This window comes from Amycolatopsis sp. VC5-11, assembly GCF_037034185.1.
Classification (GTDB): Bacteria; Actinomycetota; Actinomycetes; order Mycobacteriales; family Pseudonocardiaceae; genus Amycolatopsis; species Amycolatopsis nivea.
The window spans coordinates 25,123-50,997 of the sequence record NZ_JBAGKF010000006.1 but is presented as its reverse complement, the minus strand read 5'-3'; the positions used below and the strand labels follow the sequence as shown (position 1 = coordinate 50,997).

21 protein-coding genes and 2 tRNA genes are annotated in these 25,875 nt (G+C 69.6%); 12 read left to right on the top strand and 11 right to left on the bottom strand.

Annotated elements, in window-relative coordinates:
• Nucleotides 1-140: 140 nt before the first annotated feature.
• Together WA670_RS19735 and WA670_RS19730 are read left to right on the top strand one after the other, a co-directional pair.
• Nucleotides 141-809 (top strand): DUF4291 domain-containing protein, encoded by a 669-nt coding sequence (locus WA670_RS19735; protein WP_442893110.1) that lies wholly within the window; start codon nt 141-143, stop codon nt 807-809.
• Nucleotides 806-1,381: a DUF3885 domain-containing protein gene (locus WA670_RS19730; protein WP_336158479.1), complete on the top strand. Its 576-nt coding sequence runs from the start codon at nt 806-808 to the stop codon at nt 1,379-1,381. The genes WA670_RS19735 and WA670_RS19730 overlap by 4 nt, the downstream gene beginning before the upstream one ends.
• Here the strand turns inward: WA670_RS19730 and WA670_RS19725 are convergent.
• Nucleotides 1,363-1,980, bottom strand: coding sequence for a TetR/AcrR family transcriptional regulator (locus tag WA670_RS19725; protein WP_275294724.1), 618 nt, complete (start codon nt 1,978-1,980; stop codon nt 1,363-1,365). The genes WA670_RS19730 and WA670_RS19725 overlap by 19 nt on opposite strands.
• A 105-nt stretch (nt 1,981-2,085) precedes the next feature.
• Between WA670_RS19725 and WA670_RS19720 the strand changes: the two genes are divergently transcribed.
• From WA670_RS19720 to WA670_RS19705, 4 genes are read left to right on the top strand one after another with little or no spacing between them, the layout of a single operon-like run.
• Nucleotides 2,086-3,285 carry a CaiB/BaiF CoA transferase family protein gene (locus WA670_RS19720; RefSeq protein ID WP_238605020.1) on the top strand — a complete coding sequence of 400 codons (1,200 nt, stop codon included), beginning with the start codon at nt 2,086-2,088 and terminating at the stop codon, nt 3,283-3,285.
• A 20-nt stretch (nt 3,286-3,305) separates the two neighbouring features.
• Entirely contained in the window at nt 3,306-4,622 is a 1,317-nt protein-coding gene (locus tag WA670_RS19715; protein ID WP_238605018.1) for an MFS transporter, read from the top strand.
• Complete coding sequence (locus WA670_RS19710; protein ID WP_336158478.1) at nt 4,619-6,031, top strand: amidase; 1,413 nt, start codon at nt 4,619-4,621, stop codon at nt 6,029-6,031. Before WA670_RS19715 ends, WA670_RS19710 begins: the two co-directional genes overlap by 4 nt.
• A gap of 14 nt (nt 6,032-6,045) precedes the next feature.
• Entirely contained in the window at nt 6,046-6,702 is a 657-nt protein-coding gene (locus WA670_RS19705) for a GDSL-type esterase/lipase family protein (RefSeq protein ID WP_336158477.1), read from the top strand.
• Between the two features lie 7 nt (nt 6,703-6,709).
• Here WA670_RS19705 and WA670_RS19700 read toward each other — a convergent pair whose 3' ends face one another.
• Both WA670_RS19700 and WA670_RS19695 read right to left on the bottom strand, forming a co-directional pair.
• Complete coding sequence (locus tag WA670_RS19700) at nt 6,710-7,603, bottom strand: NADP-dependent oxidoreductase (RefSeq protein ID WP_336158476.1); 894 nt, start codon at nt 7,601-7,603, stop codon at nt 6,710-6,712.
• 147 nt (nt 7,604-7,750) lie between these two features.
• Nucleotides 7,751-8,671 carry a DMT family transporter gene (locus WA670_RS19695; RefSeq protein ID WP_336158475.1) on the bottom strand — a complete coding sequence of 307 codons (921 nt, stop codon included), beginning with the start codon at nt 8,669-8,671 and terminating at the stop codon, nt 7,751-7,753.
• Here WA670_RS19695 and WA670_RS19690 point away from each other — a divergent pair.
• The gene (locus WA670_RS19690; RefSeq protein ID WP_336158474.1) at nt 8,670-10,079 is read left to right on the top strand and encodes an aminotransferase-like domain-containing protein; all 1,410 of its coding nucleotides are present in this window, start codon (nt 8,670-8,672) and stop codon (nt 10,077-10,079) included. The genes WA670_RS19695 and WA670_RS19690 overlap by 2 nt on opposite strands.
• 3 nt (nt 10,080-10,082) lie before the next feature.
• On the opposite strand, the gene WA670_RS19685 is transcribed toward WA670_RS19690, so the two are convergent.
• Together WA670_RS19685 and WA670_RS19680 are read right to left on the bottom strand one after the other, a co-directional pair.
• Nucleotides 10,083-11,585, bottom strand: a complete 1,503-nt coding sequence (locus tag WA670_RS19685; RefSeq protein ID WP_336158473.1) for a class I adenylate-forming enzyme family protein — start codon at nt 11,583-11,585, stop codon at nt 10,083-10,085.
• A 9-nt stretch (nt 11,586-11,594) separates the two neighbouring features.
• Nucleotides 11,595-12,470 (bottom strand): alpha/beta hydrolase, encoded by an 876-nt coding sequence (locus WA670_RS19680; protein ID WP_238604996.1) that lies wholly within the window; start codon nt 12,468-12,470, stop codon nt 11,595-11,597.
• A 71-nt stretch (nt 12,471-12,541) separates the two neighbouring features.
• Here WA670_RS19680 and WA670_RS19675 point away from each other — a divergent pair, with 71 nt between their 5' ends.
• On the top strand, nt 12,542-13,174 hold the full coding sequence (locus WA670_RS19675) for a TetR/AcrR family transcriptional regulator C-terminal domain-containing protein (RefSeq protein WP_238604994.1): 633 nt from the start codon (nt 12,542-12,544) through the stop codon (nt 13,172-13,174).
• 33 nt (nt 13,175-13,207) lie between these two features.
• On the opposite strand, the gene WA670_RS19670 is transcribed toward WA670_RS19675, so the two are convergent.
• Entirely contained in the window at nt 13,208-15,025 is a 1,818-nt protein-coding gene (locus WA670_RS19670) for a flavin-containing monooxygenase (protein WP_134663155.1), read from the bottom strand.
• 161 nt (nt 15,026-15,186) lie between these two features.
• On the opposite strand from WA670_RS19670, the gene WA670_RS19665 reads away from it, so the two are divergent.
• The 3 genes from WA670_RS19665 (at nt 15,187) to WA670_RS19655 (ending at nt 16,632) form a co-directional block, all read left to right on the top strand.
• On the top strand, nt 15,187-16,371 hold the full coding sequence (locus WA670_RS19665) for a GAF domain-containing protein (RefSeq protein ID WP_037814121.1): 1,185 nt from the start codon (nt 15,187-15,189) through the stop codon (nt 16,369-16,371).
• 83 nt (nt 16,372-16,454) lie between these two features.
• Nucleotides 16,455-16,526 (top strand) — tRNA-Val (locus WA670_RS19660).
• A 34-nt stretch (nt 16,527-16,560) separates the two neighbouring features.
• Nucleotides 16,561-16,632: transfer RNA gene (locus tag WA670_RS19655), tRNA-Val, on the top strand.
• Between the two features lie 156 nt (nt 16,633-16,788).
• Here WA670_RS19655 and WA670_RS19650 read toward each other — a convergent pair.
• The 5 genes from WA670_RS19650 to WA670_RS19630 are packed head-to-tail and all read right to left on the bottom strand — an operon-like array spanning nt 16,789 to nt 23,301.
• Entirely contained in the window at nt 16,789-17,319 is a 531-nt protein-coding gene (locus tag WA670_RS19650) for a hypothetical protein (RefSeq protein WP_336158472.1), read from the bottom strand.
• A gap of 31 nt (nt 17,320-17,350) precedes the next feature.
• The gene (locus WA670_RS19645; protein WP_336158471.1) at nt 17,351-17,947 is read right to left on the bottom strand and encodes a hypothetical protein; all 597 of its coding nucleotides are present in this window, start codon (nt 17,945-17,947) and stop codon (nt 17,351-17,353) included.
• Nucleotides 17,947-22,431 (bottom strand): DUF6531 domain-containing protein, encoded by a 4,485-nt coding sequence (locus WA670_RS19640; protein WP_336158470.1) that lies wholly within the window; start codon nt 22,429-22,431, stop codon nt 17,947-17,949. The genes WA670_RS19645 and WA670_RS19640 overlap by 1 nt, the downstream gene beginning before the upstream one ends.
• On the bottom strand, nt 22,428-22,760 hold the full coding sequence (locus tag WA670_RS19635) for a type VII secretion target (RefSeq protein WP_134663158.1): 333 nt from the start codon (nt 22,758-22,760) through the stop codon (nt 22,428-22,430). Before WA670_RS19635 ends, WA670_RS19640 begins: the two co-directional genes overlap by 4 nt.
• A 4-nt stretch (nt 22,761-22,764) precedes the next feature.
• Nucleotides 22,765-23,301 (bottom strand): YbaB/EbfC family nucleoid-associated protein, encoded by a 537-nt coding sequence (locus WA670_RS19630; protein ID WP_043829430.1) that lies wholly within the window; start codon nt 23,299-23,301, stop codon nt 22,765-22,767.
• Between the two features lie 337 nt (nt 23,302-23,638).
• Between WA670_RS19630 and WA670_RS19625 the strand changes: the two genes are divergently transcribed.
• Nucleotides 23,639-25,774, top strand: coding sequence for a phosphocholine-specific phospholipase C (locus WA670_RS19625; RefSeq protein ID WP_336158469.1), 2,136 nt, complete (start codon nt 23,639-23,641; stop codon nt 25,772-25,774).
• Nucleotides 25,775-25,875 lie beyond the last annotated feature (101 nt).

The window sequence follows — 25,875 nt, the reverse complement described above, 5'->3', positions numbered from 1 at the left end:
CCTCCTCTTCCGACAACAACAGGTCGTCGCTGCGGCGAATCCGTTACACGGAGCAGCCCGCGCGAGAGCCGAAATGCAAGCGACACAATCGTTGCGAGCAGGCACAATCAGCCTCACTTGACGACCACGGAGGCAAGCACGTGCCCGGCCAGCTCATTCCCGACCGCTCACCCACGAAACCTGACGCGCCAAACATGCCGCGCCGTGACGTGCGGGCCAGCTTCACTGACCACACCATCACCGTCTATCAGGCGTACTCACCGCAAATCGCCGACGCGGCAGTTGAAGCGCAGACGTTCGTGGCGCCGTTCAAGCGCGAGCGGATGACCTGGATCAAACCTTCGTTCCTGTGGATTATGTACCGGGCCGGGTGGGCCGCCAAACCGGGGCAGGAACGGATCCTGGAAATCCAGCTCACCCGGGACGGCTTCGAATGGGCGCTCGCACACGCCGCCCTGAGCAGCTACGAATCCGGGACCTACGCGAGCCAGCAGCAGTGGGCTGAGCGCAAAAATGCCAGTCCGGTGCGGATTCAGTGGGATCCGGACCGATCGGTGACACTCGCGCCGCTCAACCGGCGCGCTGTCCAGATCGGGCTGTCCGGCGAGGCTGTCGACCGCTATCTCGACCAGTGGATCACCAAGATCACGGACATCACCCCGTTCGCGGAGTGGGTCCACCGCCAGGTCAGCGATGGCCGTCTCGATGCTGCGCGGGAGGAACTGCCGGTCGAGCGGGTTTATCCCGTGCCCGCGCCGATTCTCGGCCTGATCGGGGCCAGCGAGCCTCAAGTCGACGAGCCCGCGTGAAGCTGTCCGCGTTGTGGCGGGAGCAGTGGCCCCAGTGCCGTCCGCTGCCCGACGGCCTGAAGCACGCCTACCCCGACCGATGGGTGCGTTTCCACAGCCTGCCTGAATCCCAGCGCTATCCCGGCACCGACGCCGAGTACGCAATCGTGCTCGACCGCTACAACAAGGTTCTGGACGAATTGTTCGGCGGGCAGGAGGTCTGGATCGTCACGGCCGACTGGTCAGGGTCGCCTGAGCCCCCGGAGTTGTCCGGGCGACACGCGCTCTGGAATCCGGGTGCCCAGCGTTGGACGACTGTGCGCGCGAACGAGGGTGAAACCGACCCGGAATTCATCGTCTACACCCATCTCTACGCGGGCCGCCGACGTTGGCGTACGGGGCTGGTGGACCTCCTGCTCCGCGCCGTTGCCGACGAGGTCGCCGCCCACGTGATGATCGCCAGCCTGTCGTTTGACCGCGTGCACCATCCGTACGACGGAGGTGCCGACGTCCTGCTGCCCACGACCGGCGAACGCGACGAACTGAAACGTCGCCACGCCGACTGGCTTTCCGCTCACCCCTCCGGTTTCTGAGCGGCCAGCGCCGCCACCATCTGGTCGTAGACCCGGGCCGCCCGGGCGTCGAGTTCCTCCGGCGGCACATCGAGGTCCCGGGCGAACGCCGTGCGGAAGATGCAGTAGCCGAAGTAGGCGGCGGCAGTCATGGCGTGCATGACTTCTCCGTCGGCGTCGGCGGGGAGGCTGCCGTCGCTCTTGTCTCGTTCCAGGGCGCGGCGGGTGAGGTCCAGCGCCGGGAACGGGGTTAGTTCGGGGTCCTCGTCGAGGGCGAGCAGCGCTTCGAGTTTGACCAGGTCCGGCTGCCGGAGCGCCCAGTGCCACATCGCTCGCCGTCGTTCAGCGAAGGGCTGTTCCCAGTGTGTGCTCGGGTCAAGGCGGTCTTGTTCGAGCATCTGGGCGATCGCCGCGCGCAGCAGTGCCTGGCGGCTGCCGAAGTACACGTAGATCTGCCCATGGTTGACGCCCGCCTCCTTGGCGACCTCGCGGAGGTTGATTCCCGCGAGCACGCCGTCGCGGCGAAGGAGCCGCAGGGCGGCGGCGAGCAGATCGGCCTTCGTCTCCTCGCGGCTGCGCCGCCGGCGTCGGGTTGGTGCGGTGCTCGGCTGCTCGGTCACGCCGTCCCCTCGTAAGTTACTCGTCAGTACGCCTTGTTGTGCCTCGGGCCACTCTATACGGTTCGTTACCAACGTTTCGTTAATAACACTTCGTTGGGAGTTGTGGTGGAAGCAGAGCTGCCGTTGCGGGGCGTGCGGGTGCTGGACGTGGCGACGGTGCTGGCCGCGCCGGTGACGGCCACGTTCCTCGGCGATTTCGGCGCCGAGGTGGTGAAGGTGGAGGAACCGGGCCGCGGCGATTTCACTCGCGGCCGGGCCGCCGAGCGGGGCGGCCGGTCGTTGCAGTGGCTGCAGGAGGGCCGCAACAAGAAGTCGGTCACGGTGGATCTGCGCCAGCCCGCCGGACAGGACCTCGTGCGCCGGATGGTGCCGCACTTCGACGTCGTGATCACCAATTACCGCCCGCCGACGCTCGAGAAGTGGGGCCTCGACCCTGAAACGCTGCAGGCGCTCAATCCCCGCGCGGTGCTGGTGTACCTGACCGGCTACGGCTTGTCAGGCCCCTACCGCGACCGGGGCGCGTTCGACCGGATCGCCAGCGCCTTCGCCGGGTTGACCGACGTCAGCGGCGAACCCGGGCGGGCTCCGGTCCGGTCCGGCTACGCGGTGATCGACTACATGGGCGCGTACCTTTCCGCTTTCGCGGCGATGGTCGCCTTGTACGAGCGGGACGTCAACGGAGGCAACGGCCAGGTCGTGGATCTGGGCCTGTACGAGGCCGGGTTCCGCGCGGTCGAGGACGCGCTGCTCGACTTCTCGGCGAACGGCCGGGTGCGCCGTCGGATGGGCAACCGCAATCCGCACGTGGTGCCCGCCAGCGATTTCGACACCGCCGACGGACGGCGGATTTCCGTCCACGCCGGCACCGACCCGTTGTTCCGCCGGCTCGCCGCGGTGATCGGCCGGCCGGAACTGGCCGCCGATCCGCGGTTCGCCACCCGCGCCGCTCGCACCGAGCACGCCGACGAGCTGTACGCGATCATCGCCGGCTGGGTCGCCGAGCAGCCGGCGGACGAGGCGACGCGGGTGTTCAACGACGCGGGCATCCCGTCCTCGCCGATCATGACGATCGCCGACATCGCCGCGGACGTCCACTACCGCGAGCGCGGCACCATCGTCGACGTCGAGGACCCGGAGCACGGCACGGTTTCCATGGCCGCGCCGATCCCCCGGCTGAGTGCCACCCCGGGACGCATCAGCTCGCTCGGGCCCAGCCTCGGCGCGCACACCGACGACGTTCTCCGCCAGCTGCTCGACCTGCGCGACGACGACCTCGCGACCCTCCGCCGCGACGGCGTCATCTGATTCCGGCAAAGGAGCCGATCATGCCTTTCGCAGCGCCGCCGTCCCCGGATGCGCCCCGGTCGATCCGCCGCCGGGCCTGGGCGGTCACCGCGCTCATCGCGGTCTTCATGGTCATCAACTTCGCGGACAAGGCGGTGCTCGGGCTCGCCGCGGTGCCGATCATGCGCGAATTGCACCTGTCCAACAGCACCTACGGCCTGCTGGCGAGCAGTTTTTACCTGCTGTTCAGCATCACCAGTCTCGCCGCCGGACTGCTTTCCGCGAAGGTCGCCAGCCGCTGGATCCTGTTCGCGCTGGCGGTGTGCTGGGCCGTCGCGCAGGTGCCGGTGCTCGTGTTCGCCGCGGTGCCGACGCTGTTCGCCAGCCGCGTCCTGCTCGGCGCCGCCGAAGGCCCGGCGTCCGGAATGAGCATGCACGCACTGTACAAATGGTTTCCCGACGAGCGCCGCAGTTTGCCCACCGCGCTGCAGCTCACCGGCGGCTCGGCCGGCATCTTCGTCGCCGCGCCGCTGCTCACCTGGATCATCACCGATTACGGATGGCGGGCCGCGTTCGTCGTTCTCGCGGTGGTCGCCGGACTTTGGGCGCTCGTGTGGCTGCCGATCGGGCACGACGGGCCGTACGCCGCACCGACGGCGGCTGCCACGAACACCGAACCAGCACGTGTCCCGTACCGCAAATTACTGCTCAACGGCACGGTTTTCGGCGGGTTCGCCAGTGCTTTCGGCGCTTACTGGTCGCTGGCGCTCGGCTCGTCCTGGCTGCCCGCGTACCTGCAAACCGAAGCCGGATTCGGCCCGAAGACCTCGGCGACGGTGATCAGCCTGCACGCCGCGCTGAGCATCGTGCTCATCCTCACCGTCGTCCCGGCGACCGGCCGGCTCGTCCGGCGCGGGGTCTCGAGCCGGTGGGCCCGCGGTGCCACGCAAGGGATCGCGGTCGCGCTCGCCGGCGTCTGTATGGCGTTGTTCCCCCTCACGACGTCGGACGGCCTGCGCGTCGTGCTGATCATGATCGCGTTCGCGGCGGGCAGCCTCGCCTATCCTCTTGGGTACCTGACGGCAGGCGAACTCGTGCCCGTCCGGCAGCGGGGCACGGTTTTCGGGCTGGCTGTCGCGATCAGCACGCTTCCCGGGATCATCGCGCCCGCGGTCACCGGCAGCCTCATCGACCACTACGGCTATCCGGCCGCTTTCGCCGTCGGAGCCGCCATCATGGTGCTGACTGGCGCTTACGCCGCTTTCGCCATCCGACCGCAACGCGACGCCGCGCGCATCGGCCTTTCCCCAGCGTCCAACATCCGCCCAGCGACCAGCCCGGCTCAGGAGCACGCGTGACCGACCTGTCCTTCGCCACCGCGACCGAACTCGCCGCAATGATCCGCGCTCGCGAACTCTCGCCGCTCGAACTCATGCGCCACACATTGGACCGCGTGGCGTCGATCAACGGTGACCTCAACGCGGTCGTGTCGCTCGACCCCCAACGCGCGCTCGACGAGGCGACGGCGCTGACCGACCGGCTCGCGCACGGAGCCGAGCCCGGGCCGCTCGCCGGACTTCCGATCGCGGTCAAAGACCTCGAAGACGCCGAGGGTTTCCCCACCACCCGAGGGACCAAAGCTTTCCGCGACGCTCCGCCCGCCGCCTCCGACAGCGTCCACGTCGCCCGGCTGCGCGCGGCGGGGGCCATCGTGATCGGCAAGACTAACGCTCCCCCGATGGGAGCCGCGATCGCGACCCACAACGAAGCCTTTGGCATCACCCGAAACCCGTGGAATCTCGACAAGTCGCCGGGCGGTTCGAGCGGCGGGGCCGCCGCGGCCGTCTCCGCCGGACTGGTTTCCCTCGCCACGGCAGGCGACGGCGGCGGTTCCACCCGGATCCCCGCCGCGCTCTGCGGCATCGTCGGGTTCAAGCCGACCCGCGGCCGCATTCCCCACGGCCCGGCCGCGATTCCGTCCTGGACGCAGCACAGCTGTCTCACGCCGATGACCCGCACGGTGCGCGACGCCGCGCTGCACCTGGATCTCGCCGCGGGGTTCGACCCGGCAGATCCGTACTCCCTCCCGTGTCCAGTGGAGTCCTATGTCGACGGACTGGAGCAGCGGCCGCCCGCGCTGCGGATCGTCGTCCACCGCACCCTCGGCGTCGCCGAGCCCGAACCGGCGGTGCTGCACGCGCTCGACCGCACGATCGAGGTCCTGCGAGAACTCGGCCATGACGTCGTGGAGGACGAAATCGCCCATCCGCACGCTCAAGACTTCCCGGCCGCCGTCCAGCTGCGCCAGAAAGTCCTTGCCTACCAGCGGTTCGCCGCGGTCGCCGAGGAGTTCTCCGCGCACCGCGACCGGTTCGAGCCCTGGTTCGCGGACCTCCTCGACCACGGAAGTTCCGTCACCACAGCAGAACTCTCGCGCTACTGGGAACACCGCGGGCAGCTCGACCGCTGGGCCGCCGGACTCTTCGACCGTTGCGACCTGCTCCTCACCCCGACCACCCCGACCACCGCCTGGCCCGCGGAAGGCCCTGACGTCCAGCGGCGGACGATCCCGATCGCCTTCACCGCGCCGTTCAACGACACCGGCAATCCCGCGATCAGCGTCCCCACCGGTCTCAGCCCGGACGGCCTGCCATGCGCGGTCCAGCTCGTCGCTCCGCACCACCGCGACGATCTCCTGCTCCGCGTCGCGGCTGATCTGGAGCAGGTGCTCGGCGCGCCTCGCCCGGGAATAACAGCCCGGCGATAGCGTTGCGCAGCTGCATGATCAGCGTGCTCTGCTACGGCGATTCCAACACCTACGGCCAGCGTTCCGAGGAAACGGACAAGGGACGGTGGCCCGCGGACATCCGGTGGACCGGCCAGCTGGCGGCCCTCCTCGGCGGCGGATACCACGTGCTCGAGGAGGGCCTCGGCGGCCGGACCACCGACCTCGACTACCCGGAATCGATGAACCGGCCGGGCCGCAACGGACGCACCTACCTCCTGCCCGCTTTGCTGAGCCACAACCCGGTCGACGTCGTCGTGCTGATGCTCGGCACCAACGACTTGAAGATCCAGTTCGGGCGAACGGCAGCGGAAGTGGTCGCCGCGATCGCCGGACTGCTGGACGACGTGGCCGCGCACGGGAGGACGGATGCCGGACGCGCACCCGAGGTCGTGCTGGTGTCGCCGCCGCACATCGACGTGACCGCGCCGGACTTCGCCGACGTCAACGGAGCCTTCTACGACGCGACATCGGCCGCGAAAGCGCTACAACTGGCCGGACCGCTCGCGGAACTCGCGGCGGCGCGCGGTGCGACGTTTGTCGACGCGGCGACCATGGCGGAGACGGGAGCCGACGGGACGCACTTCAGCGTGCCCTCACACGAACGGTTCGCCCGGGTGATCGCGGGCGAGGTGCGGCGCATCGCCGGTTGAGCAATAGTCAGACCAGCAGAACCCGCCGTCCGCGGGTGTGTCCTGCCTGGCTGTCCGCGTGCGCCGCCGAAGCTTCGGCCAGCGGGTAGGACTTGTCGACCGGGATGTGGAGTTTGCCGCGCTCGATCAGGTCGACGGTCTCGGCCAGGGCTTCCTGCATGTTCCCGCCCGTCCCGGCGAACCGGATGCCCAGCATCGGGGCCTCCAGGTCGGCGATCGTGATCACCTTGTCCGGGTCCCCGGTCAGGTCCAGCAGGCCGCGGATCACGCCGGTGCCGTTGAGGTCGAGGGCGGCGTCGACCTGGCCGAGCTGGCGCACCCGGTCGACCCAGCCCTCGCCGTAGGTGGTCGCGATGGCGTCCAGGCCGCGCACGTAATCCTGATTCGCGGCGCTGGCCGTGCCGATCACCTTGATTCCCCGGTCCCGGGCGACCTGCAGCACCGCCGACCCAACTCCGCCCGCGGCGCCGCTCACCAGCAGCGTCTGTCCAGTTTGGACACCCACCAGCCGGAGGACGCGGAGCGCCGTCTCGACCACCGACGGGTATCCGGCCGCTTCGGCGAAGGTCAGCCCGGACGGCAACGGCGCCCAGGAATTCAGCACGGCGAACTCGGCGTAGGTATTCGAGCCTCGGCCCAGCACCGGGTCCCCGACCGCGATGCCGGTGACGCCTTCGCCGATCTCGTCGACCACGCCGGAGGCGTCCTGGCCGACGCCGGAGGGCAGTTCGATCGGGCGGATCCGCTGGAACTGGCCCTCGCGAGTGCGCCAATCGTGCGGGTTCACGCCGGCCGCCCGCACGGCGACGCGGATCTGGCCGGGTCCGGCGTGGAGTTCGGGGACTTCGTCCAGCTCAAGGACTTCGGGACCGCCATAGGCTGCGAAGCGCACTGCTTTCATGCCGCCAACTTAACAACAACGGTTAGCGTTTTGCAACCGTTGTTGTTAAATGAAGAACATGGCGACCGCCGACGAAAGCCGAGAGCTGACCGCCGCACCGGGCCCGCCCGACGGCTGGATTCGGCCTCCTGACCGTGACTACTGGGCCTAACCCCGAGCAGTCCGCACCCGCACCGCGCTCCCCGCGCAGACGATCACCGCCAGCCCGCCCAGCATGGTCTGCCAGGTCAGTTCCTCGCCCAGGAAGACCGCTGCCCACGCCAGATTCAGCACTGGCTGCACCAACTGCACCTGGCTGACCCGGGTCATCGGCCCGAGTCCCAGCCCCCGGTACCACGCGAAGAAGCCCAGATACATGCTCACCACCGCCAAATAGGCGAAAGCGGCCCACTCGCCCACTGTCGCATGTGGAGGGTGGTTCGCCACCGACACGACGGTCAACGCGACCATCAACGGCGAGGCGACCACCAGTGCCCACGAAACCGTTTGCCAGGCGCCCAATTCCCGCGCGAGCAATCCGCCTTCCGCATAACCCACCGCGGCGGCCAGTACCGCGCCGAAGAACAGTGCGTCCGACCATTGGAGTCCGCTGAGACCGCCGCCTTGCAGGACGGCGAAGCCGATCGCCGCGACGGCGCCGACGGCGGCCAGGGCCCAGAAGGTTACAGGCGGGCGTTCGCGCGTGCGGAGCACCGCCACTACCGCCGTCGCGGCGGGGAGCAGTGCGATGACGACGGCGCCGTGGCTGGCGGAGGCTGTGGTGAGGGCGTACGAGGTCAGCATCGGGAAGCCGATCACCACTCCGCCCGCGACGACGGCGAGGCGGAACCATTGCGTGCCGCGCGGGAGGCGTTGTTTGGTGGCGATCAGCGCGACGCTCGCGAGCACCGCGGCGACCACTGCTCGCCCGGAGCCGATGAACATCGCCGAGAGGCCGCCGTTTTCCACCGCGACCCGGGTGAACGGCACGGTGAACGAGAACGCCACGACACCGAGCAGGCCCCACCAGAGACCGGCCCGGGGTAGCGCCGGTGCCGCCGGGAGAGTAGCGCTATCCTTCAGTTTCATGTCCGACGATAGCAGCTCCCGGATCGCTTCGACACTGCGCGAGTGGATCGCCACCGCCCCGGCGGGCGCGAAGCTGCCGTCGTCGCGGGAGCTGGTCGCGCGGTATTCGGCCAGTCCGGTGACGGTCCAGAAAGCACTGCGCAGCCTGTCTTCCCAGGGACTGGTGGAGAGTTTGCCGGGAGTCGGCACGTTCGTCCGCGCCGCGCCCGCCACCGGGTCCGGCGACTACGGCTGGCAGACCGCGGCGCTCGGCACGCCCGGGCACGGGCCGCTCAAACAGCCCGCATCGCTGCAATCGGTCTCCACGGGGACAGTAGCGCTTCATTCCGGCTACCCCGACCCGGAGCTGTTGCCGGAGCGGCTCGTCCGGAGCGCGTTCTCCCGGGCAGCGCGAACGGCAGCGCTGGTCGGACGGCCACCGACCGCGGGCGTTCCCGAACTGCAGGCCTGGTTCGCCGCGGAACTGCGCTCGGCGACCCCGGCCGGGATCGCGCCGGTGAACCCGCGAGACGTCGTGATCACCCCGGGCAGCCAGAGCGGCCTGGTCACCGCCTTCCGCGCGCTGGTCGGGCCGGGGCAGCCGCTGCTGCTGGAATCCCCGACGTACTGGGGCGCGATCCTCGCGGCGACGAAAGCGGGCGTCGCGGTGGTTCCGGTGCCGAGCGGCCCGAACGGACCGGATCCCGACGCGCTGGACCGGACGTTCGAGCAAACCGGCGCGCGGGCCTTCTACGCGCAGCCCAGCTTCGCCAGCCCGACCGGCGCGCTGTGGCAACCCGATCTCGCCGACCGCGTCCTCGACACCGTCCGCCGGCACGGTGCTTTCCTGATCGAGGACGATTCGGCGCACGATTTCGGCATCACCGCGGAACCGCAGCCGCTCGCGGGCCGCGACGACGACGGCCACGTGGTCTACCTCCGCTCGCTCACCAAGAGCGTCTCCCCCGCGATCCGCGTCGCCGCGCTGATCGCCCGCGGCCCGGCACGCGACCGGATTCTCGTCGACACGCTGGCGGAATCGATGTACGTCAGCACGGTGCTGCAGACCGTCGCGCTCGACGTCGTGACCCAGCCCGCCTGGCGCACGCACCTGCGCCGGGTCCGGCACCAGCTCAAGACCCGCCGCGACCTCCTGCTCGCCGGTCTCCGCGAGCACGCGCCCGCGGTGCAAGTGGAATCCGTGCCGCAGGGCGGGTTGAACCTCTGGGCGCGGCTGCCCGGCACGGTCGACCTGCCGCGCGTGGTCCGCGATTGCGAGTCCGCCGGCGTGGTGATCGGCCCTGGCGACGAATGGTTCCCCGCCGAGCCGACCGGACGGTTCATCCGGCTCAACTACGCCGGGCCGAATCCGGACGCGTTCGCCGACGCCGCGCGGGTGATCCAGGAAGCGGTCGAGGCGAACGCCTGACCACTAGCCGTTTTCCGCGCGCAGCGCCGCTTTCTGCACCTTCCCGGACGGCGTCAGCGGCAGGCTGTCGCGGAGCACGATCTGGCGCGGGACCTTGTAATCCGCCACCTGCGCCGCGCAGTACTCCTTCAGCTCCGCCTCGGTGACAGCCGAATCCTTTGCCGGGACAACGTAATACCGGCCGATCTCCCCCAGCACCGGATCGGGCACGCCGACCCCGGCCGCCAGCAGCACCCCCGGATGCGCGGCGAGGACGTTCTCCACCTCGACCGGGTAAATGTTGAATCCGCCTTGGACGAACATGTCCTTGGCACGGCCGTGCAGCGTCAGGTAACCGTCCTCGTCCGCGCGGGCCATGTCGCCGGTGTGCAGCCAGCCGTCCGCGTCGATCGCCGCGGCGGTTTCCTCCGGCAGATTGTGGTAGCCAGCCATCATCGACGGGGTCCGGAACAGCAATTCGCCGGTTTCGCCGATCGGCAGCGCTTCTCCGGACGGGGACGCGATTTTCGCTTCCACGCCGGGGAAAGGGACGCCGATCGAGCGTTCAGTCGCTTCCGTGCTGGCATTCCACGGCGTCATCACCACGGCACCGGACACCTCGCTCAGCCCGTACAGATTCATCACGGTCGCCTTCGGGAACGCAGCCGTAAGGCGTTGCAGCAAAGCAGGTTCCGCGTTCGCACCACCGGTGACGACCACGCGGATCGCCGAAGTGTCCACACCGGCGAAACGCTCGTGGTTCAGCAGCAGCGTGTGCATCGTCGGCACACCGACCCACATCGTGAGGCCAGCCGTCCGGAACAGATCAGCGGCGGCACCGGCGTCGAAGGACGGCAGCAGCACCGTCCGGCTGCGCGCGACCAACGCGGACAGAATGCAGCAAGTGATGCCGCTGACGTGGTTCAGCGGAACGGCTACCGGCAACACGTCGTCGGCGCTCAACTGCAGGTGATCGGCTTCCGCGGCGGCGGACGCCAACTGGCCGCGGTGTGTCAGCGTCGCGCCTTTGGGACGACCGGTGGTGCCGGAGGTGTAGATGATCATCACCGGGTCGTCCTTCTCGACTGCCGCCGAAGCAGCGGCCAGCGCGTCGGCGTCCGGTTCCGCCGTGCCCACTTCGGCGAAAGTCGCCGCGAAAACGCCCGGCAGCGCGAGGTTTCCCAGCAGGGCAAGGAAATCGACGTCGCCCGCCGAAGGTTCGGTCACCACGAGACGCGCGCCGGAATCGTTCAGGATGTGCGCGAATTCGGTTTCCCGGTACCGAGGGCTCAATCCGACGACTACGGCGCCGATCTTCGCCGCGGCGAAGTAGACCGCCAGCCACTCCGGCGTGGTGCGCCCGTTGACCGCGATCCGGTCGCCGCGCCGCACGCCCCGCCGCAGGAAATCGGCGGCGATCCGGTCCGACCAGGCGTCCATCTCGCCGAACCGGAGGTCCCGGGACCCGGCCGTCCAGCCGACGGCGTCCGCCGGGGCGGTGCGGAGCAGGTCGTGGATACGCGTCATCGCTCGTCCTCACTGGGTCAGGTGGACGGCGAGGAAGTCGAGCTGATCCGCGACGACCTTTTCGACCACAGGCGGATGGTAGACGGTGAAGTGATCCGCATCGTAGTGCTTCAGCACGGCGCGCGGCGCGTCCTCGGCCACCGCGGCGGCGATCGACGGATCGATGAGGTTTTCGCGGTCGCAAGCACAGATCAGCAAGGGGCACCGCACCCGCGAGGCCTGCGCGGCGGCGTTGTAGAACACCATGTCCAGCCCGGACGCGGCGGTGATCCGGTTGTCGAACTCATCGCCTTCGGGCGTCACCGATTCCCAGCCCGCCAACGCTCCGGGCTGATTCACGAAGGCCAGCTCGCCCGGGCGGCCGACCAGCGGAACGTACCGGCGCGGCAGCCGCAACGCGGACCGCACCAGGTCCGACCCGATCGGCCCGGTGAAGCGTGCGAGGTGCCGCAGCCCGGCTCGCGCGACGACGGCCCGGCCGCTGAACACCGGACACTGCACGACCGCCGCGGCCAGCGACGGATGCCGCGCCGCCGCGGCGAGCACGTGACTGGACCCGAACGACGTGCCCCACAACGCGATCCGGCCCGCGTCGATCTCCGGCCGGGAGCGGGCGAACGCCAGCGCCGCGTCGACGTCCTCGGCGTACCGGCGCTGGCTGACCAGCTGCCGGGGCTCGCCGCCGGACTCGCCGAGGTGCCGGAAATCGAACGCCAGCACGGCGAAACCCGCCGCGGAGAACCAGGTTTCGTACTGGCCGAGCATCATCTCGTGGGTCGCGCCGCCGCCGTGCACGAGCACGACGGCCGGATGCGGACCCGCCCGGTCCGGGAGGGTCAGCCAGGCCGCGCACTGGTCGCGGCCGGAACGGAAAGCAGTGCGCACGATCCCTCCATCAAGTACGTTGTACGTGAACTTAGCTTAAACACGTACCTTGTACTTAATCAAGGAGAAGCATGCCCGCACCGCGGAAGTTCACGCGCGAACGGCTGCAGGCCGCCGCGCTCGCACTGGTCGACGCCGCCGGGCTGGACGGCCTGACCATGCGCAGCCTCGCGACCGAACTCGGCACCGGGCCGATGACAATCTACAACTACGTCGACGGCCGGGACGGGCTGGAACACCTCGTCACGGAAGCGGTGATGGCGTCGGCGACCTGGCCGGATCCGTCCGACGACTGGCGCGCCGACGTCCACGCCGTCGCCGAGGGAATGTGGCGGGCGGTGCGGGCGCATCCGCACGCCATCCCGCTGATTCTGACCCGCCGCAGTTTCGACCTGCCGACCCTGCGGCCGGCCGAGGCGCTGGTCCGGGCGCTGGTCCGGAGCGGACGATCCGGGACCGAGCTGCTGGTCGCGTTCCGCACGGTGTCCGCCTTCGTGGCCGGCTTCGCCCAGGCCGAACTGGCTGGTCCGCTGTCGCGCGACGCGGACTCCGCCGAGACCGCCGACCGGATCGCGGAACTGGATCACGACGAGTTCGCCGGGCTCCGGGAGATCGCCGAAGCCGCCGCGCGAAGCGATCCGGAAACCGAGTTCACCGACGGAATGCGCGTGCTTTTGGCTGGCCTGCACGAAAAAACCCGGTGACCGCCGAGGCAGCCACCGGGTTTTCTCCCGGGCTCAAGACAGGTGATGCACGTCCTGCAGCCCGTACACCGGCGTCTCAAGCCCTTCGAAGCGCGCCTTCAACTGCAGCGCCAGATACAGCGAGTAATGCCGCGACTGGTGCAGATTCCCGCCGTGGAACCACAATCCCTCCTGCTGGGTGGGCTTCCACATGTTGCGCTGCTCGCCCTCCCACGGGCCCGGGTCCTTCGTCGTTTCCGAGCCCAGTCCCCAGCATTTGCCGACCTTGTCCGCGGTCTCCTGGCCGACCAGGTCGGCGACCCAGCCGTTCATCGAGCCGTAGCCGGTCGCGTAGACGACCACGTCGGCTTCCAGCTCCGTGCCGTCCGACAGCACCACCGAGTTCGCGGTCAGGTGGTCGACCTGGCCGTGCGCGAGCTTGATGCTGCCGTTGGCGACGAGTTCCGACGCGCCCACGTCGATGTAGTAGCCGGAGCCGCGGCGCAGGTACTTCATGAACAGGCCGGAGCCGTCGTCGCCCCAGTCGTGCTTGAAGCCCGCCGCCTCGAGCCGGGCGTAGAAGTCCTTGTCGCGTTCGTGGATCGCCTGGTACACCGGGATCTGGAACTCCGGCATGATCCGGTACGGGATCGACGCGAAGATCAGGTCGGCCTTCTCGGTGGTGACGCCCGCAGCGAGCGCGCGCTCCGAGTACAGGTCGCCGAGGCCGAGGTCCATCAGCGAATCCGACTTCACGATGTGCGTGGACGAACGCTGCACCATCGTCACGTCCGCGCCGTGCTCCCACAGCGCCGCGCAGATGTCGTGCGCCGAGTTGTTCGAGCCGACGACGACCGCCTTCTTGCCCGCGTACGCGTCCGGGCCGGGGTGCTGCGACGAGTGGTGCTGGTCGCCCTCGAACTCGTCCATGCCGGGGAACGACGGCAGGTTCGGCTTGCCGGACATCCCGGTCGCGAACACGACGTGCCGCGGCGTGAGGACCACCTGCTCGCCGTCGCGGTCCACCGTGACGTGCCACTGCTTCGCGTCGTCGTCCCACACCGCGGAGGTGACCGCCGAACGCGTCCAGTACGGCACCTCCATCAGCTTCGTGTACATCTCGAGCCAGTCGGCGATCTTGTCCTTCGGCGCGAACACCGGCCAGTTCTCCGGGAACGGCAGGTAAGGCAGGTGGTCGTACCAGACCGGGTCGTGCAGGCAGAGGTTCTTGTACCGCTTGCGCCACGAATCGCCGGGCCGGTCGTTGCGCTCCACCACCAGCGACGGCACGCCGAGCTGGCGCAGCCGGGCGCCGAGCGCGATCCCGCCCTGCCCGCCGCCGATCACCACGACGTAGGGCTGCCGGCCGTAGCCGAGCGTCTCCTGCTCCTCGGCCCGCTTCTCCGCCCACGACCGGCGGCCGCGGACCACGCCGTGCTCGACGCCCTTGGGCCGCCGTTCGCGCTGCGACTCCTCGAAGCCCTTCAGCTCGCGCAGGCTGGTGAGCAGCGTCCACGCGCCTTCTTCCTTCAGCCGCAGATGCCCTTTCGCGCGTCCGGCGGCGGTTTCGAACTCGATCCACGCCTCGGTGACCCCGCCGGCCTCGGTGGCCGGTTCGCTCGTGCGGAAGCCGCTCGGATCGGTCGTCTCCAGACAGCCGCCGAGGAGGCCGGCGATCCCGTCGCGGCCCTCGACGGTCTTGAGGTTCCAGGTGAACGAAACCAAGTCGCGCCAATAGGAATCGACGGCGAACAACGCCGAGGCAGCCTCGATGTCGCGAGCGGCCAGCGCGGCCTCGAACCGGGCCAGCCAGTCCTCGACCCGGGCCTGCGGCGTGCTCGCCTCCGCGATCCGGTCGACTGTCTGTGTCATCGCTACTCCTCGGACGTCGCTGTCGTGGGTGTAGCGCCGATCACACTCCTCCGGCGAAGGGTGCGGCAAGGGTTGCAGCGTGTTGCACGCGCCCGGTACGTGGAAACATCGGCGCAGGTCACCTATGCTGGGCGGCTAGCGCGACGGTGCGGGAGGTGACTGTGGTGGTGCACAGTGCGGTGCCTCCGGGCCGCAACCTGCCCACCCACGCCCGCGACCTGGTCCGCATGCACGAGGCCGTCATCGGCGGCAGCCGTCCCGCGGTGCCGCCGCGTCCGCTGGTCTCGCGTTCCTGGTCCCGCGTGCTGAGCCTCGGCCTCACCGCCGACGGGATGAACGCCCGCGATTCGGTGCCCGGCGACGAGGTCGAACGCCGCAGGCACGGCTCCCCGCTGCGGCACGTCATCGAAGACCTCCGCCAGGTCGTCGGCGCGACGTCCGATTCGGCGCACATGCTGCTGGTAGTCACCGACGCCGACGGCATCATCCTGTGGCGCGAAGGCTCGTCCGCCATCCGGCGCAAGGCGGACACGCTGGGCTTCACCGAAGGCTCCGAATGGACCGAATCCCGCGTCGGCACGAACGCGATCGGCACCGCGCTGGCCGAAGCCGCCCCGATCGAACTGCTCGCCGGCGAACACTTCGAGCAGAACCAGCACCCGTGGTACTGCACCGCCTCGCCCATCCACGACCCGCGCACCGGCGAACTGCTCGGCGTCATCGACGTCAGCGGCCCCGCGCTCACCCTCCACCCCGCCATCGGCGCCCTCGTCGAAACCGGCAAGCGGCTGGCCGAATCGCAACTGTGGCGCACCCACCGCCAGCGCCTCGAACGACTGCGCCAAATGGCTGAACCTGTCCTCTCCTCCGGCCCCGCCCTGGTCGTCGACGAGGACGGCTGGGTCGCGCACAGCGTCGGCGTCTCCGCGGGCGAACGCATCGCCGCCCCTCAAGCGGGCCAGGTCGTCGCCGTCCCCGGCCTCGGAGCCTGCCTCCCCGAACCCGTCGCCGACGGCTGGCTCGTCCGCCCCGCCGACACCGCGCGCACCGTCCGACTCGACCTCGACCTCACGCCCGCACCCCTGCTGAGCCTCCAAGCAGGCGACACCGGCTGGCGCCGCCCGATCACCAAACGCCACGCGGAAATCCTGGTCCGCCTGGAAAAGGCCGGCCGCGACGGCCTGTCGGCGGTCGCGCTCAGCCACGCCCTCTACGGAGACGCCGAACACCTGGTCACCGTCCGCGCCGAGGTGTCTCGCCTGCGCCGCCTGCTCGGCGCCATCGTCGACACCCGCCCCTACCGCCTGGCCGAAGGCGTGCGCATGACTGTCCACGCAGGACAGTGACCAGCGAAGTCCCCGAAACCGGGCCCCCCGTGCGACGTCGCCGAGGCATCCGCTAATGTTTACGACACGTTGCACAGCAGCAAGCGCGATTAGCTCAGCGGGAGAGCGCTTCCCTGACACGGAAGAGGTCACTGGTTCAATCCCAGTATCGCGCACTCCAGTCCACCCCAGGCTGGTGCGTTGCACAACGGGCGATTAGCTCAGGGGGAGAGCGCTTCGTTCACACCGAAGAGGTCACTGGTTCGATCCCAGTATCGCCCACTCGACTCGAGGCGAGCTGTGCCCGCACAAAGCGCGGGCCTGCTCGTCTCGTCGTGTTTTCTGGGGGTGCAACCCCCAGGCCCCGCCCGGAGGGGCTTCGCCCCCCGGCCCCCCCAAAGCGCGTGGTTCCGTCGGTCTTGTCGGTGCCGGTGCGGGTCAGGGGTTGCGGGGGTTTGTTTTGGTTGCGGCGGTGTTGCGGGTTTTCTTCGTGCGGGCGTGTTCGGCTAGCAGGGCGAGGGTCTGAGGGGACGCGGAGAAATCGGCTAGGCGTCGCTGCATCCAGTCGCTCGCGGCGGACAGGGCGGCGGCGTCCGGGGGCTGGCCGTTTTCGGTGTCCAGCCACAGTTGCCAGTCTCGTACTCGTTGGCGGACGAACGCGCGGTCGTTTGGCGGTGCTAGGCGGTCTGCTTCGGTGACGATGTCTGCCGACTGCTGCTGGAATTTGGTCGGGTCTGCGGTTTTTTCTGCGATGTAGTCAAGCAGGTTCACCACTGCGGTCTTGGCTGTCAGTGGTTCCGGGTCCCGTGCCAGCACCGCGGCCAGCTCTCGAGGGTCGGTGCTGTCCGCCGCGATGACGCGGCGGTAGGCGGAACGGACGTGCTCGTCCGCGATCGCGGCGTCCACTTCGACGTCGGTCAGCTCGGCGGCCGCGAACAAGGCGGTCAGGTCGGCTCGCAGCGTCGTCACTTCGTACGTCCTTCGAGCACGGCTTGGCCGGTCAGAAGCTCCAGGGGTCGGGGTGCGGGGTTCTGGTGGGGTCCGCCGACCAGATGAGGCGGCTTTCCACGTCGGGAGCCGCCAGGGTCCGCAGGCGGTCGGCCGCCCATTCGTTCCAGTAGAGCTTGGTCGACTGCGGAACCCGGAAAACCGGGAGGCCGGAGGGCACCGCGTCGGGGCGGAACACCGATTTCCGGATCACCCCGTCCCATTCCGGCTCGGACGACTCGCCGAGATCCAGGCAGTCGACGACCTGCTCGACGAGAAAAAGGAACCACTCGTCGCTCTCCTTGCCGTCGACAATGAGCGGCAGCAAGCTTCCGGAAGCCTCGAAATCGGCCCGGAACTCGTCGGCGACGCGGCGGCCGACGATCGGGGCCTCGTCCGCGCCCGGCGAGAACTCGACCGGCCGCCAGCCCGGGTCGCCGACCCACTCCGCGTGGATCCCGCGCGGATAGTCGTCCGGCGAGCCCGACAGCATCCAGCGGACGACCTTCGTCAGTTCGCCCCCGATGGTCAGCGCGCGATACTCCCCGCGGGCTTCGCTCACGCTCGGCAGCAGGCGGCACACCGCCCGGCCACGTGGGATGTCGGCCATCACGCGGTCCAGTATGCCCCAGGCCCCGGCGCGCCGCTGGAAAGCTCGCCCAGCACCGATTTCCCGATGCCGCGCAACTCGTTCCGCAGCAGCCCGCCGATCGCGGTCTGGCTGAGACCGCGCGCCTGGCCCTGTGCGACGACGCCCTGCAGCCGGTTGTAGACCTTCTCGTGAAATCCGCCGCGGTGGGTGTAATTGTGCGGCGTCGGATGCCCCAGCGGAATGCCGTTCGCCGGGTCGTTGATGTCGACCTTGTGCGCGTCCAGCAGATCCCGGCTCTTCGCGCCCCACGCCCACTGGTTCTTGGTCCCGCCCGACGGCACGATGTGCGCCGCCGCCTCCCCCGGTGCCGGAGCGCGCCCCTCGGCCGCCATGTTGTTGCGCAGGATCGCGGCGTTCTGCTTGCACGTCAGCAATCCGAGATAGTCCAGCCACGCCATCGGGTTGATCGCGTACGAACGCTGGTTCGGACCGCCGGCGAGGCCGAGCGGGTCGGCGCTGGCGTACTCCGCGGTGGCCGGGTCGTAATGCCGGAAGTAGTTGTAGTGCCAGCCGGTTTCGGGATCGAAGTACTGTCCGGGGAACCGCAGCGGCGTGTCGGCGGTCGAGTCCGGGGCCCGGCTGGTGACGCCCCACACGGTGCGCCGCGCGTGCCACGCGACGGCGCCGCTCTCGTCGACCAGTTCGGTGGGAGTGCCGAGCACGTCGGTGACGATCGCGAAAAACCGTTCGTCCACCACATGTTGCGGAGCGTCCGCCGCCGTCCGGCGTTCGACCTGGCTCACCGGACGCACCCCGTCGCGGTCCCAGGTCGTGGTCGTCACGTCCGGACGGTCGACGGCACGAGTGCTCTGTTCGACGAGATGCACGCCGTCCCAGGCGAAAACGGTTTCTTCGGCCACGCTCACGCCGTCCGGGCCGAGCCGCTCCTTGGCGATCCGCCGCCCGAGCGGGTCGTGCCGGTAGCGCCACCTGGTCCCGTCCGGGGTCGTCACGCCGGTCAGCCGGTCGTCGGAGTCCCAGGTGTAGCTCCAGACCCGCCGCTGCCCGGACAGCGTGCGGCTGGAACGTTCGACGATCCGGCCCTGCGCGTCGTGCCGGTAATGCACGGCGCCGCCGCGGCGAAGGACGACGCCCGCGTATTCGCGACCGCCCTGAGGGGCAGGGTCCTGATCCGGCCACTCGGCGCTGCTGACATCGCCGAATTCGTTGTAGGCGTAGCGTTCCGTCCATCCGGCCCCGCGCACCGCGGTGACGCGTCCCCAGCGGTCCAGGTCGTACTGCCGGGTACCGGCGAGCTGGTCCTGAATACTGGTGACAACACTGTCCGCGCGGTAGTGGTAGGCGCGCCGCTGACGGGACCGGGCGGAGGCGTCGGTGACCTGCTGCCCGACGAGGCGGTGGTTCGCGTCCCAGCTCTGGTTCACCATCGCGCCGCCGCCGAGCTGACGGCGGACCTCGCGACCGGCCGCGTCGTAGCTGAGCCGGACCGTGTGGCCGTCGGTGCGGACCACCACCGGCTGGTCGTTCCCGTTGTACTCGCAGCCGGTCCGCACCCCGGCCGGGGTCACACGCAGGATCCGCCTGCCGAGCAGGTCGTACCCCGATTCGACGGCCCGGCCGTTGCAGCTTTCCCTGAGCACCCGCCCGAGCGCGTCCCGCTCGAGGACCAGTTCGGCGTCCGGCCCGGCCGCCCGGACCAGCTGATCGGCCGCGTCGAACTCGTACGTCGTGACCCGGCCGCCGACGCTCTTCTCGATGACGTTCCCCCGCGCGTCGTGGCGGAACGTCATGACTTCGCCCGCTCCGTTCGTCCGCGCGATCAGCTGGCGGGCCGGGTCGTAGGCATAGGACGACGTCCGCCCGCCGAAGTCGGTTTCCGAAACCAGGTTGCCCGCCGCGTCGTAGTCGTACCGCCATACTCGGCCGCGGGCACCGGTGACGGATAGCAGGCGCAGTTCGGTGTCGTACGCGAATTCCAGCCGGGACCCGTCGACGTCGATCTTCGCGGACGGCGAGTCGAAAAAGGTGTACTCGGTGCGGATGGTCTGGCCGAGCGCGTCGACGTAAGCGATCTCGTTGCCCTCGCCGTCGTACCGCCAGTGTTCGGTGGTCCCGTCCGGCTGCGTGCAGGACAGCAGCTTGCCCTCGACCGTCCAGGAGAACCGGGTGATCCCGCCGAGCGGGTCGGTGACCGTGCTGATCCGGCCGAAGACGTCCCGGGTGTAGCGGGTGGTCGCGCCGAGAAAATCCGTGACGGCGACCGGTTGGCCCGCCGCGTCGGATTCGACGCGGCGGGTCTGGCCGAGCGCGTCGGTCAGCCCGGCCGGATGCCCGCGGCTGTCGAGGTGGTACCGGGTGACCGCTCCCGCGGGATCGGTGACGGCGGCGAGATTGCCGCGTTCGTCGTACTCGTTGCGCCACACCGTCCCGTCCGGCCCGGTCAGCACGACCGGCTGGCCGTCGCTGTCGTACTCGGCGGTCGTGGTCCGGCCGTCCGGGTCGGTGACGGCGATCAGCCTGCCGTCCTCGTCATAGCGGAAGCGCGTCGTCTGCCCGAGCGGATCGGTGCGCGACAGCAGCCGGTCGTACCGGTCCCGCTCGGTGACGACCGTGTGTCCCAAGGGATCGACCGCGCGGACGAGCTGCCACGCGTCGTTGAAGTGGTAAGTGGTGACCTGTCCCAGCGAATCGGTGTAGGTCGTAGTCCGGGCCGCCGAGTCGTAGCCGATGGAACAGGCCAGCGCCCCGCCGGTGCCGTCGGTGCGGACGCAGCGGCCGAGTTCGTCGAAAACGTAGGCATACCAACGGTCGTTGCGGTCGGTCCACTTGACCACGCGCCCGTGGCTGTCGTACTCGAACCGGACCGGCAGACCCGAGGAGTTGAGGATCTCGGCCAGCCGGCCCGCGTCGTCGTAGCGATAGCGCACCAGGTCGATCCCGGCCCCTGCGTCCGGGCCGAGCAGGCGAAGCCCGGTCACCAGTCCGTTGCCGCTGTCCACCGCGATCCGGTACCCGCCCGAATGCCGCAGCAAAGTCGGGACGCCGTTCTCGTCGCGGTCGACGTCGATCCGGTCGCCGTTGCGGTCGGCGATCGACGCGAGCGGCAGCACGGTGATCGCGCCGGCTTGGTGCGAGGGCGAGAAACTCAGCGTACGGCGGAGTTCCGGGCAGTCGATCGCGTAGCCGCCGTCCGGCGTGCGCGCCAGCGGCCACCGCGCGCCTTCCTCCGGCAGCACCGGCGAACCGTCCTCGGGCGGGACCGGGTACGCCAGCAGCACGCCGTCCGGGGCGGCGTACCAGATCCGCGTGCCGTCCGACTCGAGCCGCTCGTCCAGCGTCGAGGCCCAGGACGGGCCGAAAAACCGGCCGGCGCGGTAGGAGGACAGGTGCGCCCTGGTCACCACGAGCGGCAGCGCGCCGGGCAGTTCGACGTCGGTCTGCACCATCAGCATGTCGCCGGTGGCCAGGTCGATCGGGTCGCCGCCCTCGCATTTCCCGTCGTTGGAGCGGCCGTCCTTGCGCGGCTCGCCGTTCTCGTGCACAGAGCCTTCGCCGTCCGGATTCCCGGTGCGCGCCTCGCTCGGCGAGGTGTGCCCGTCCGGCGCGGCAGCGGGATCGTCGGCGTGCGCGGCCTGCGTACCGTCGCCGCTGGGTTCCTTGCCGTGCGGGGAAGTGTGCGGATCCTCGGCCGACGACACGTGGGTCGCGTCGCCGGCTTCGCCCCGTCCGCCGTGGAGTTCGGCCAGCACCTTCTTGATCGACGCGAAGATCTCTTCGAGCTTCGACATCAGCGGCCGCAGCTTCTCGACCGAGTTGATCAGCTTCTTGATCAGCGCGCCGATCTTCTCCAGCCACGCCGACACCTGCTCGACGACCTGCGCCACCACGACCGGCGTGCCGAGCCCGAGCGAGCACACCTCCTCCAGCGCGTCCTGGATGAAGTCGCCGACCGCCTGGGTGATCATGTCGCGGACCAGGCAGCGCACCGCGGCGGTGATCACGCCGACGACCTCGACCACCGTGCTGATCGTGTTCGCGCACGTCGCGGCGGCGTTGATGTGGTCGATCTTCTTCCCGATATTGGCCCGGTACGCGTCGGCCGCCGCGCCCTTCCAGTTCGCGGTGTCCTTCTGCACGGTCGCCGCGAGATCCTTCGCCGCCTGCTGCGTGGCCTGGCCGACGTTCTTCCAGGTCTGCGAGTACGCCGAGATCTGGTCGCCGTCGCCCGCCAGCTGGTTCAGCGCGTCCTGCAACGGTTTGACGTGCTCGATCAGCCAGTTCAGCCCGTAGGAGATCAGCGTGCCGACCGGGTTCATCGCCATGGTCAGCATGTCCAGGCCGGTGCCGAGGGCGGCGATCCCGCCTTCGATCCACGAACCGGACTGCACCCCGTCGTACACCCCGGCGGCGTCGTCGAGGACGTTGATCCCGCTGTGCCAGGTGGTCGAGTCCTGCCGCTGCGCCACCAACGGGTTGCTCACGAGAGATTCTTCCCGAGGCCGTTGATGGTCTGCGTGTGGTTCTGCTCAGCGGTCTGATACGTCGTCACGGCCTGGTTCACCGTTTGCGCCACCTGGCCCATCGCTTGCTGCGCCAACGCCAGCGTCGCCAGCCCGGGCGCGCTCACCGCGAGCACGATCGGCACGAACAACGGCCCGGTGATCAGGCCGTACGCCTGCACCCCCACCGTCACCTGCTCCGCCGCGGCCAACGCCTGCCCGAGTGTTTTGCCGACCTGCTCCACCGCTTGCGCGTGCTTGGCGAGATCGTCCGGATGGACCTCGTAGCCGCCGGAACCGTCACCTGCCATCGGATCATCCCCGTGTCATGAAGGACTGGCCGAAGCCGTCGTCGCCGTCGTCGGAGTCGCCGGGAGGCCTGCGCACCGGAGGCGGCTTCGGCGCGGATTCCTCTTCGAGGCCGCCGAGATTCCGGACGTTGCGGTCCTCGCCGGGATCCGGTTCCTCCGGCTCCGGCTCGGGAAACTTGGCCCGGTAGTTGCCGACGATCGTGTCCATCGTCTGCCGGTCGTCGCCGATCGTCTCCGCCATGACCTCGCCGAGCCGGTCCGGCAACCGCGCCTGCGCGCGCCGCAAAGTCGTCAGCACCGCAGCGGCGACCTGCGCACCGGAGCACTCCCGGACCTGATCGGTGATCCGCAGATCGGTCACGTTCCCCGCGGAGTCGACCGTGACCGTGACCAGACCGTCCTTGCCCGTCTCGGTCACCGAGACCTGCCCGACCGCGGCCTGCATCGCTTGGTACCGCTGGGCTTTCTGCTTCGCCTCGGCCACCATCCGGTCCACGCGCGCCGCCGCGTCGCCGGCGTCACCGGACAGCGGATCGCTCATCCCCGCATCCCCCGTTCCCCCGGTTTTCGGACCCACCAGAGGAAACCACCGGCGTTCGAGGCACATGGTTCGCGCAGGGCAAGTTAGCTCGAATAGCCGAGCCGTTATGAGCGGTTAACTCGCCGTTTGCCCGGAATGCCCGGCAGTCCGTCTCATCGGCATGACGTGCGGGCGGCGTCCGGATTGCCGGGATCCGGCGCGATCGCGGCGAACCGGAAGTATTCATCCGCGCGCCAGATCCGGGACACTCGGCTCGTTCATGATCTCCCCCGGGCGAGCGGCGGCCGGTAAATCCGGGCGACCGCTGTCTCGCCGCGAGCACATGGAGGAACACGACATGGCGGGTACGAGTCGCCGGAACTTTCTCGGCATGGCGGGCGCTTCGCTCGCCGGGGCGGCGGCCGGAGGGCTGCTGCCCGGGTCCATCGGGAAGGCGCTCGCGGTCGAACCGGCCCGCCGGTCGGGGACCATCGAGGACGTCGAGCACGTCGTCGTCCTCATGCAGGAGAACCGGTCCTTCGACCACTACTTCGGCACCATGCGCGGCGTGCGCGGCTACGGCGACCCGCGGCCGCACCTGCTGCCCAACGGGCGGCCGGTGTTCTACCAGCCGCCGGCGAAGACGCGCACCTCCCGCTACAACGGCCGCGGCCTTCCCGACGACGCCGAGTACGTGCTGCCGTTCCCGCTCGACGCCCTGCGCACCAGCGAGCACATCGCCGGCACCGACCACAGCTGGGGCAGCGGCGAGCCGCTCTGGAACGGCGGACGCTATGACGGCTGGGTGAACGAGAAGCAGGACGTGTTCACCATGTGCTACCAGCAGCGTTCCGAACTGCCCTACCACTACGCGCTGGCCGAGGCGTTCACCATCTGCGACGCCTACCACTGCTCGGTTCCCGCCGACACCGCGCCGAACCGGATCATGCTCTGGTCGGGCACCATCGACACGCAGAACCGGCTCGGCACCAACCCGAACGGCCCCGGTCTGGACGAGCGCGCGAACACCAACGGCTACACCTGGACCACCTACCCCGAGCGGCTGCAGAAGGCCGGCGTCACCTGGAAGCTCTACCAGGGCGGCAGCGGCATCCCGGGCGAGCCGACGGACAACTACACGGACAACTCCCTCGAGTTCTTCGCGCAGTACCACCCGCAGGAGGGCGCGTCCGGCCCGCTGGTCGAGCAGGGCGTTTCGACGCACACGCTCAAGGAGTTCCGCGCCGACGTGCAGGCCGGGAAGCTGCCGCAGGTCACCTGGATCGTCCCGCCGTACAAGTACAGCGAGCACGCCGCCGCGTCCGCCAGCGACGGCGCGTACTACCTCAATCTCGTCCTCGACGCGCTGGTCTCGAACCCCGAGGTGTGGAGCAAGACCGTCTTCTTCGTGAACTACGACGAGAACGACGGCCTGTTCGACCACGTCGTCCCTCCGATGCCGCCGCTGGTGAACCAGCCGGGCACGGACGGCCTCGTGTCGCGGGCGCTCTCGGCCAGCCTCGCCGACGAGTTCCTCGACTTCGACAAGCTGCGCCCGAGCACCGGGACCGGCCCGAGCGGCCACCGGCTGGCCGGAAAGCACCCGGCCGGGCTCGGTTCCCGGGTGCCGATGTTCGTCGTGTCGCCGTGGTCGCGCGGCGGCTGGGTCTGCTCGGAAACCTTCGACCACACGTCGGTGCTGCGTTTCCTCGAAGCCCGGTTCGGCGTGGCGGAGCCGAACATCAGCGCGTGGCGCCGGTCCGTCTGCGGCGACCTCACCTCGGCGTTCGACTTCTCCCGCCCGCAGACCAAACCGGTCGTCACGCCCACGCCCGCCCCGCTGCCGAGCAAGAACCAGCCGTTCTCGGTGAAGCTGCCGCAGGCGATGCCGAAGCAGGAGCCGGGCGTCCGTCCCGCACGGGCGCTGCCGTACCGGTTCACCACCGCGCTCGCCGGAAAGCGCGACGGGCACTCGGTTTCGGTGCGGTTCACCAACGACGGCACCGTGGGCGCGCACTTCTACGTCTACGCGCACGGCGACTCGCCCCGCCGCTACACGGTCGCCGCGCACGACACCCTCACCGACACCTGGGAAGGCGCGCCGGGCACCGACGAGCACGGCAAGTACGACCTGCGCGTCACGGGCGCAAACGGTTACCTCGCGCAGTTCACCGGCACCACCGCGGACACCACCGAACCCGAGGTTTCGGTGTCCACGAACAATTACGGTGCCCCGCTGCTGACCCTGACCGTCACCAACCCGGGCCGGCAGCGCCGGAAACTGAAGCTGCGCAACGATTACAGCCGCGGTGCCGCCCGCACGATCGTGCTCGGCCCGGGCGAAACCCGCCGGGTACCGTGCGAAACGGCCTCCGCGTTCGGCTGGTTCGACATCTCGCTGACCGATCCCGCCGCGCCGGGCTACCTGCGCCGGTTCGCCGGACACAACGAGACCGGCCGACCGAGCTTCAGCGACCCGGGTCCGCGGCGCTGATCACCGCTGCACACGTTCGCGCGTAATGGAAACGCCCGGCCGGGCAGTCCAGGCCGGGCGTTTCCGCGTGCCGATCGCTTCGTCGCTTGAGCCGGGCCACG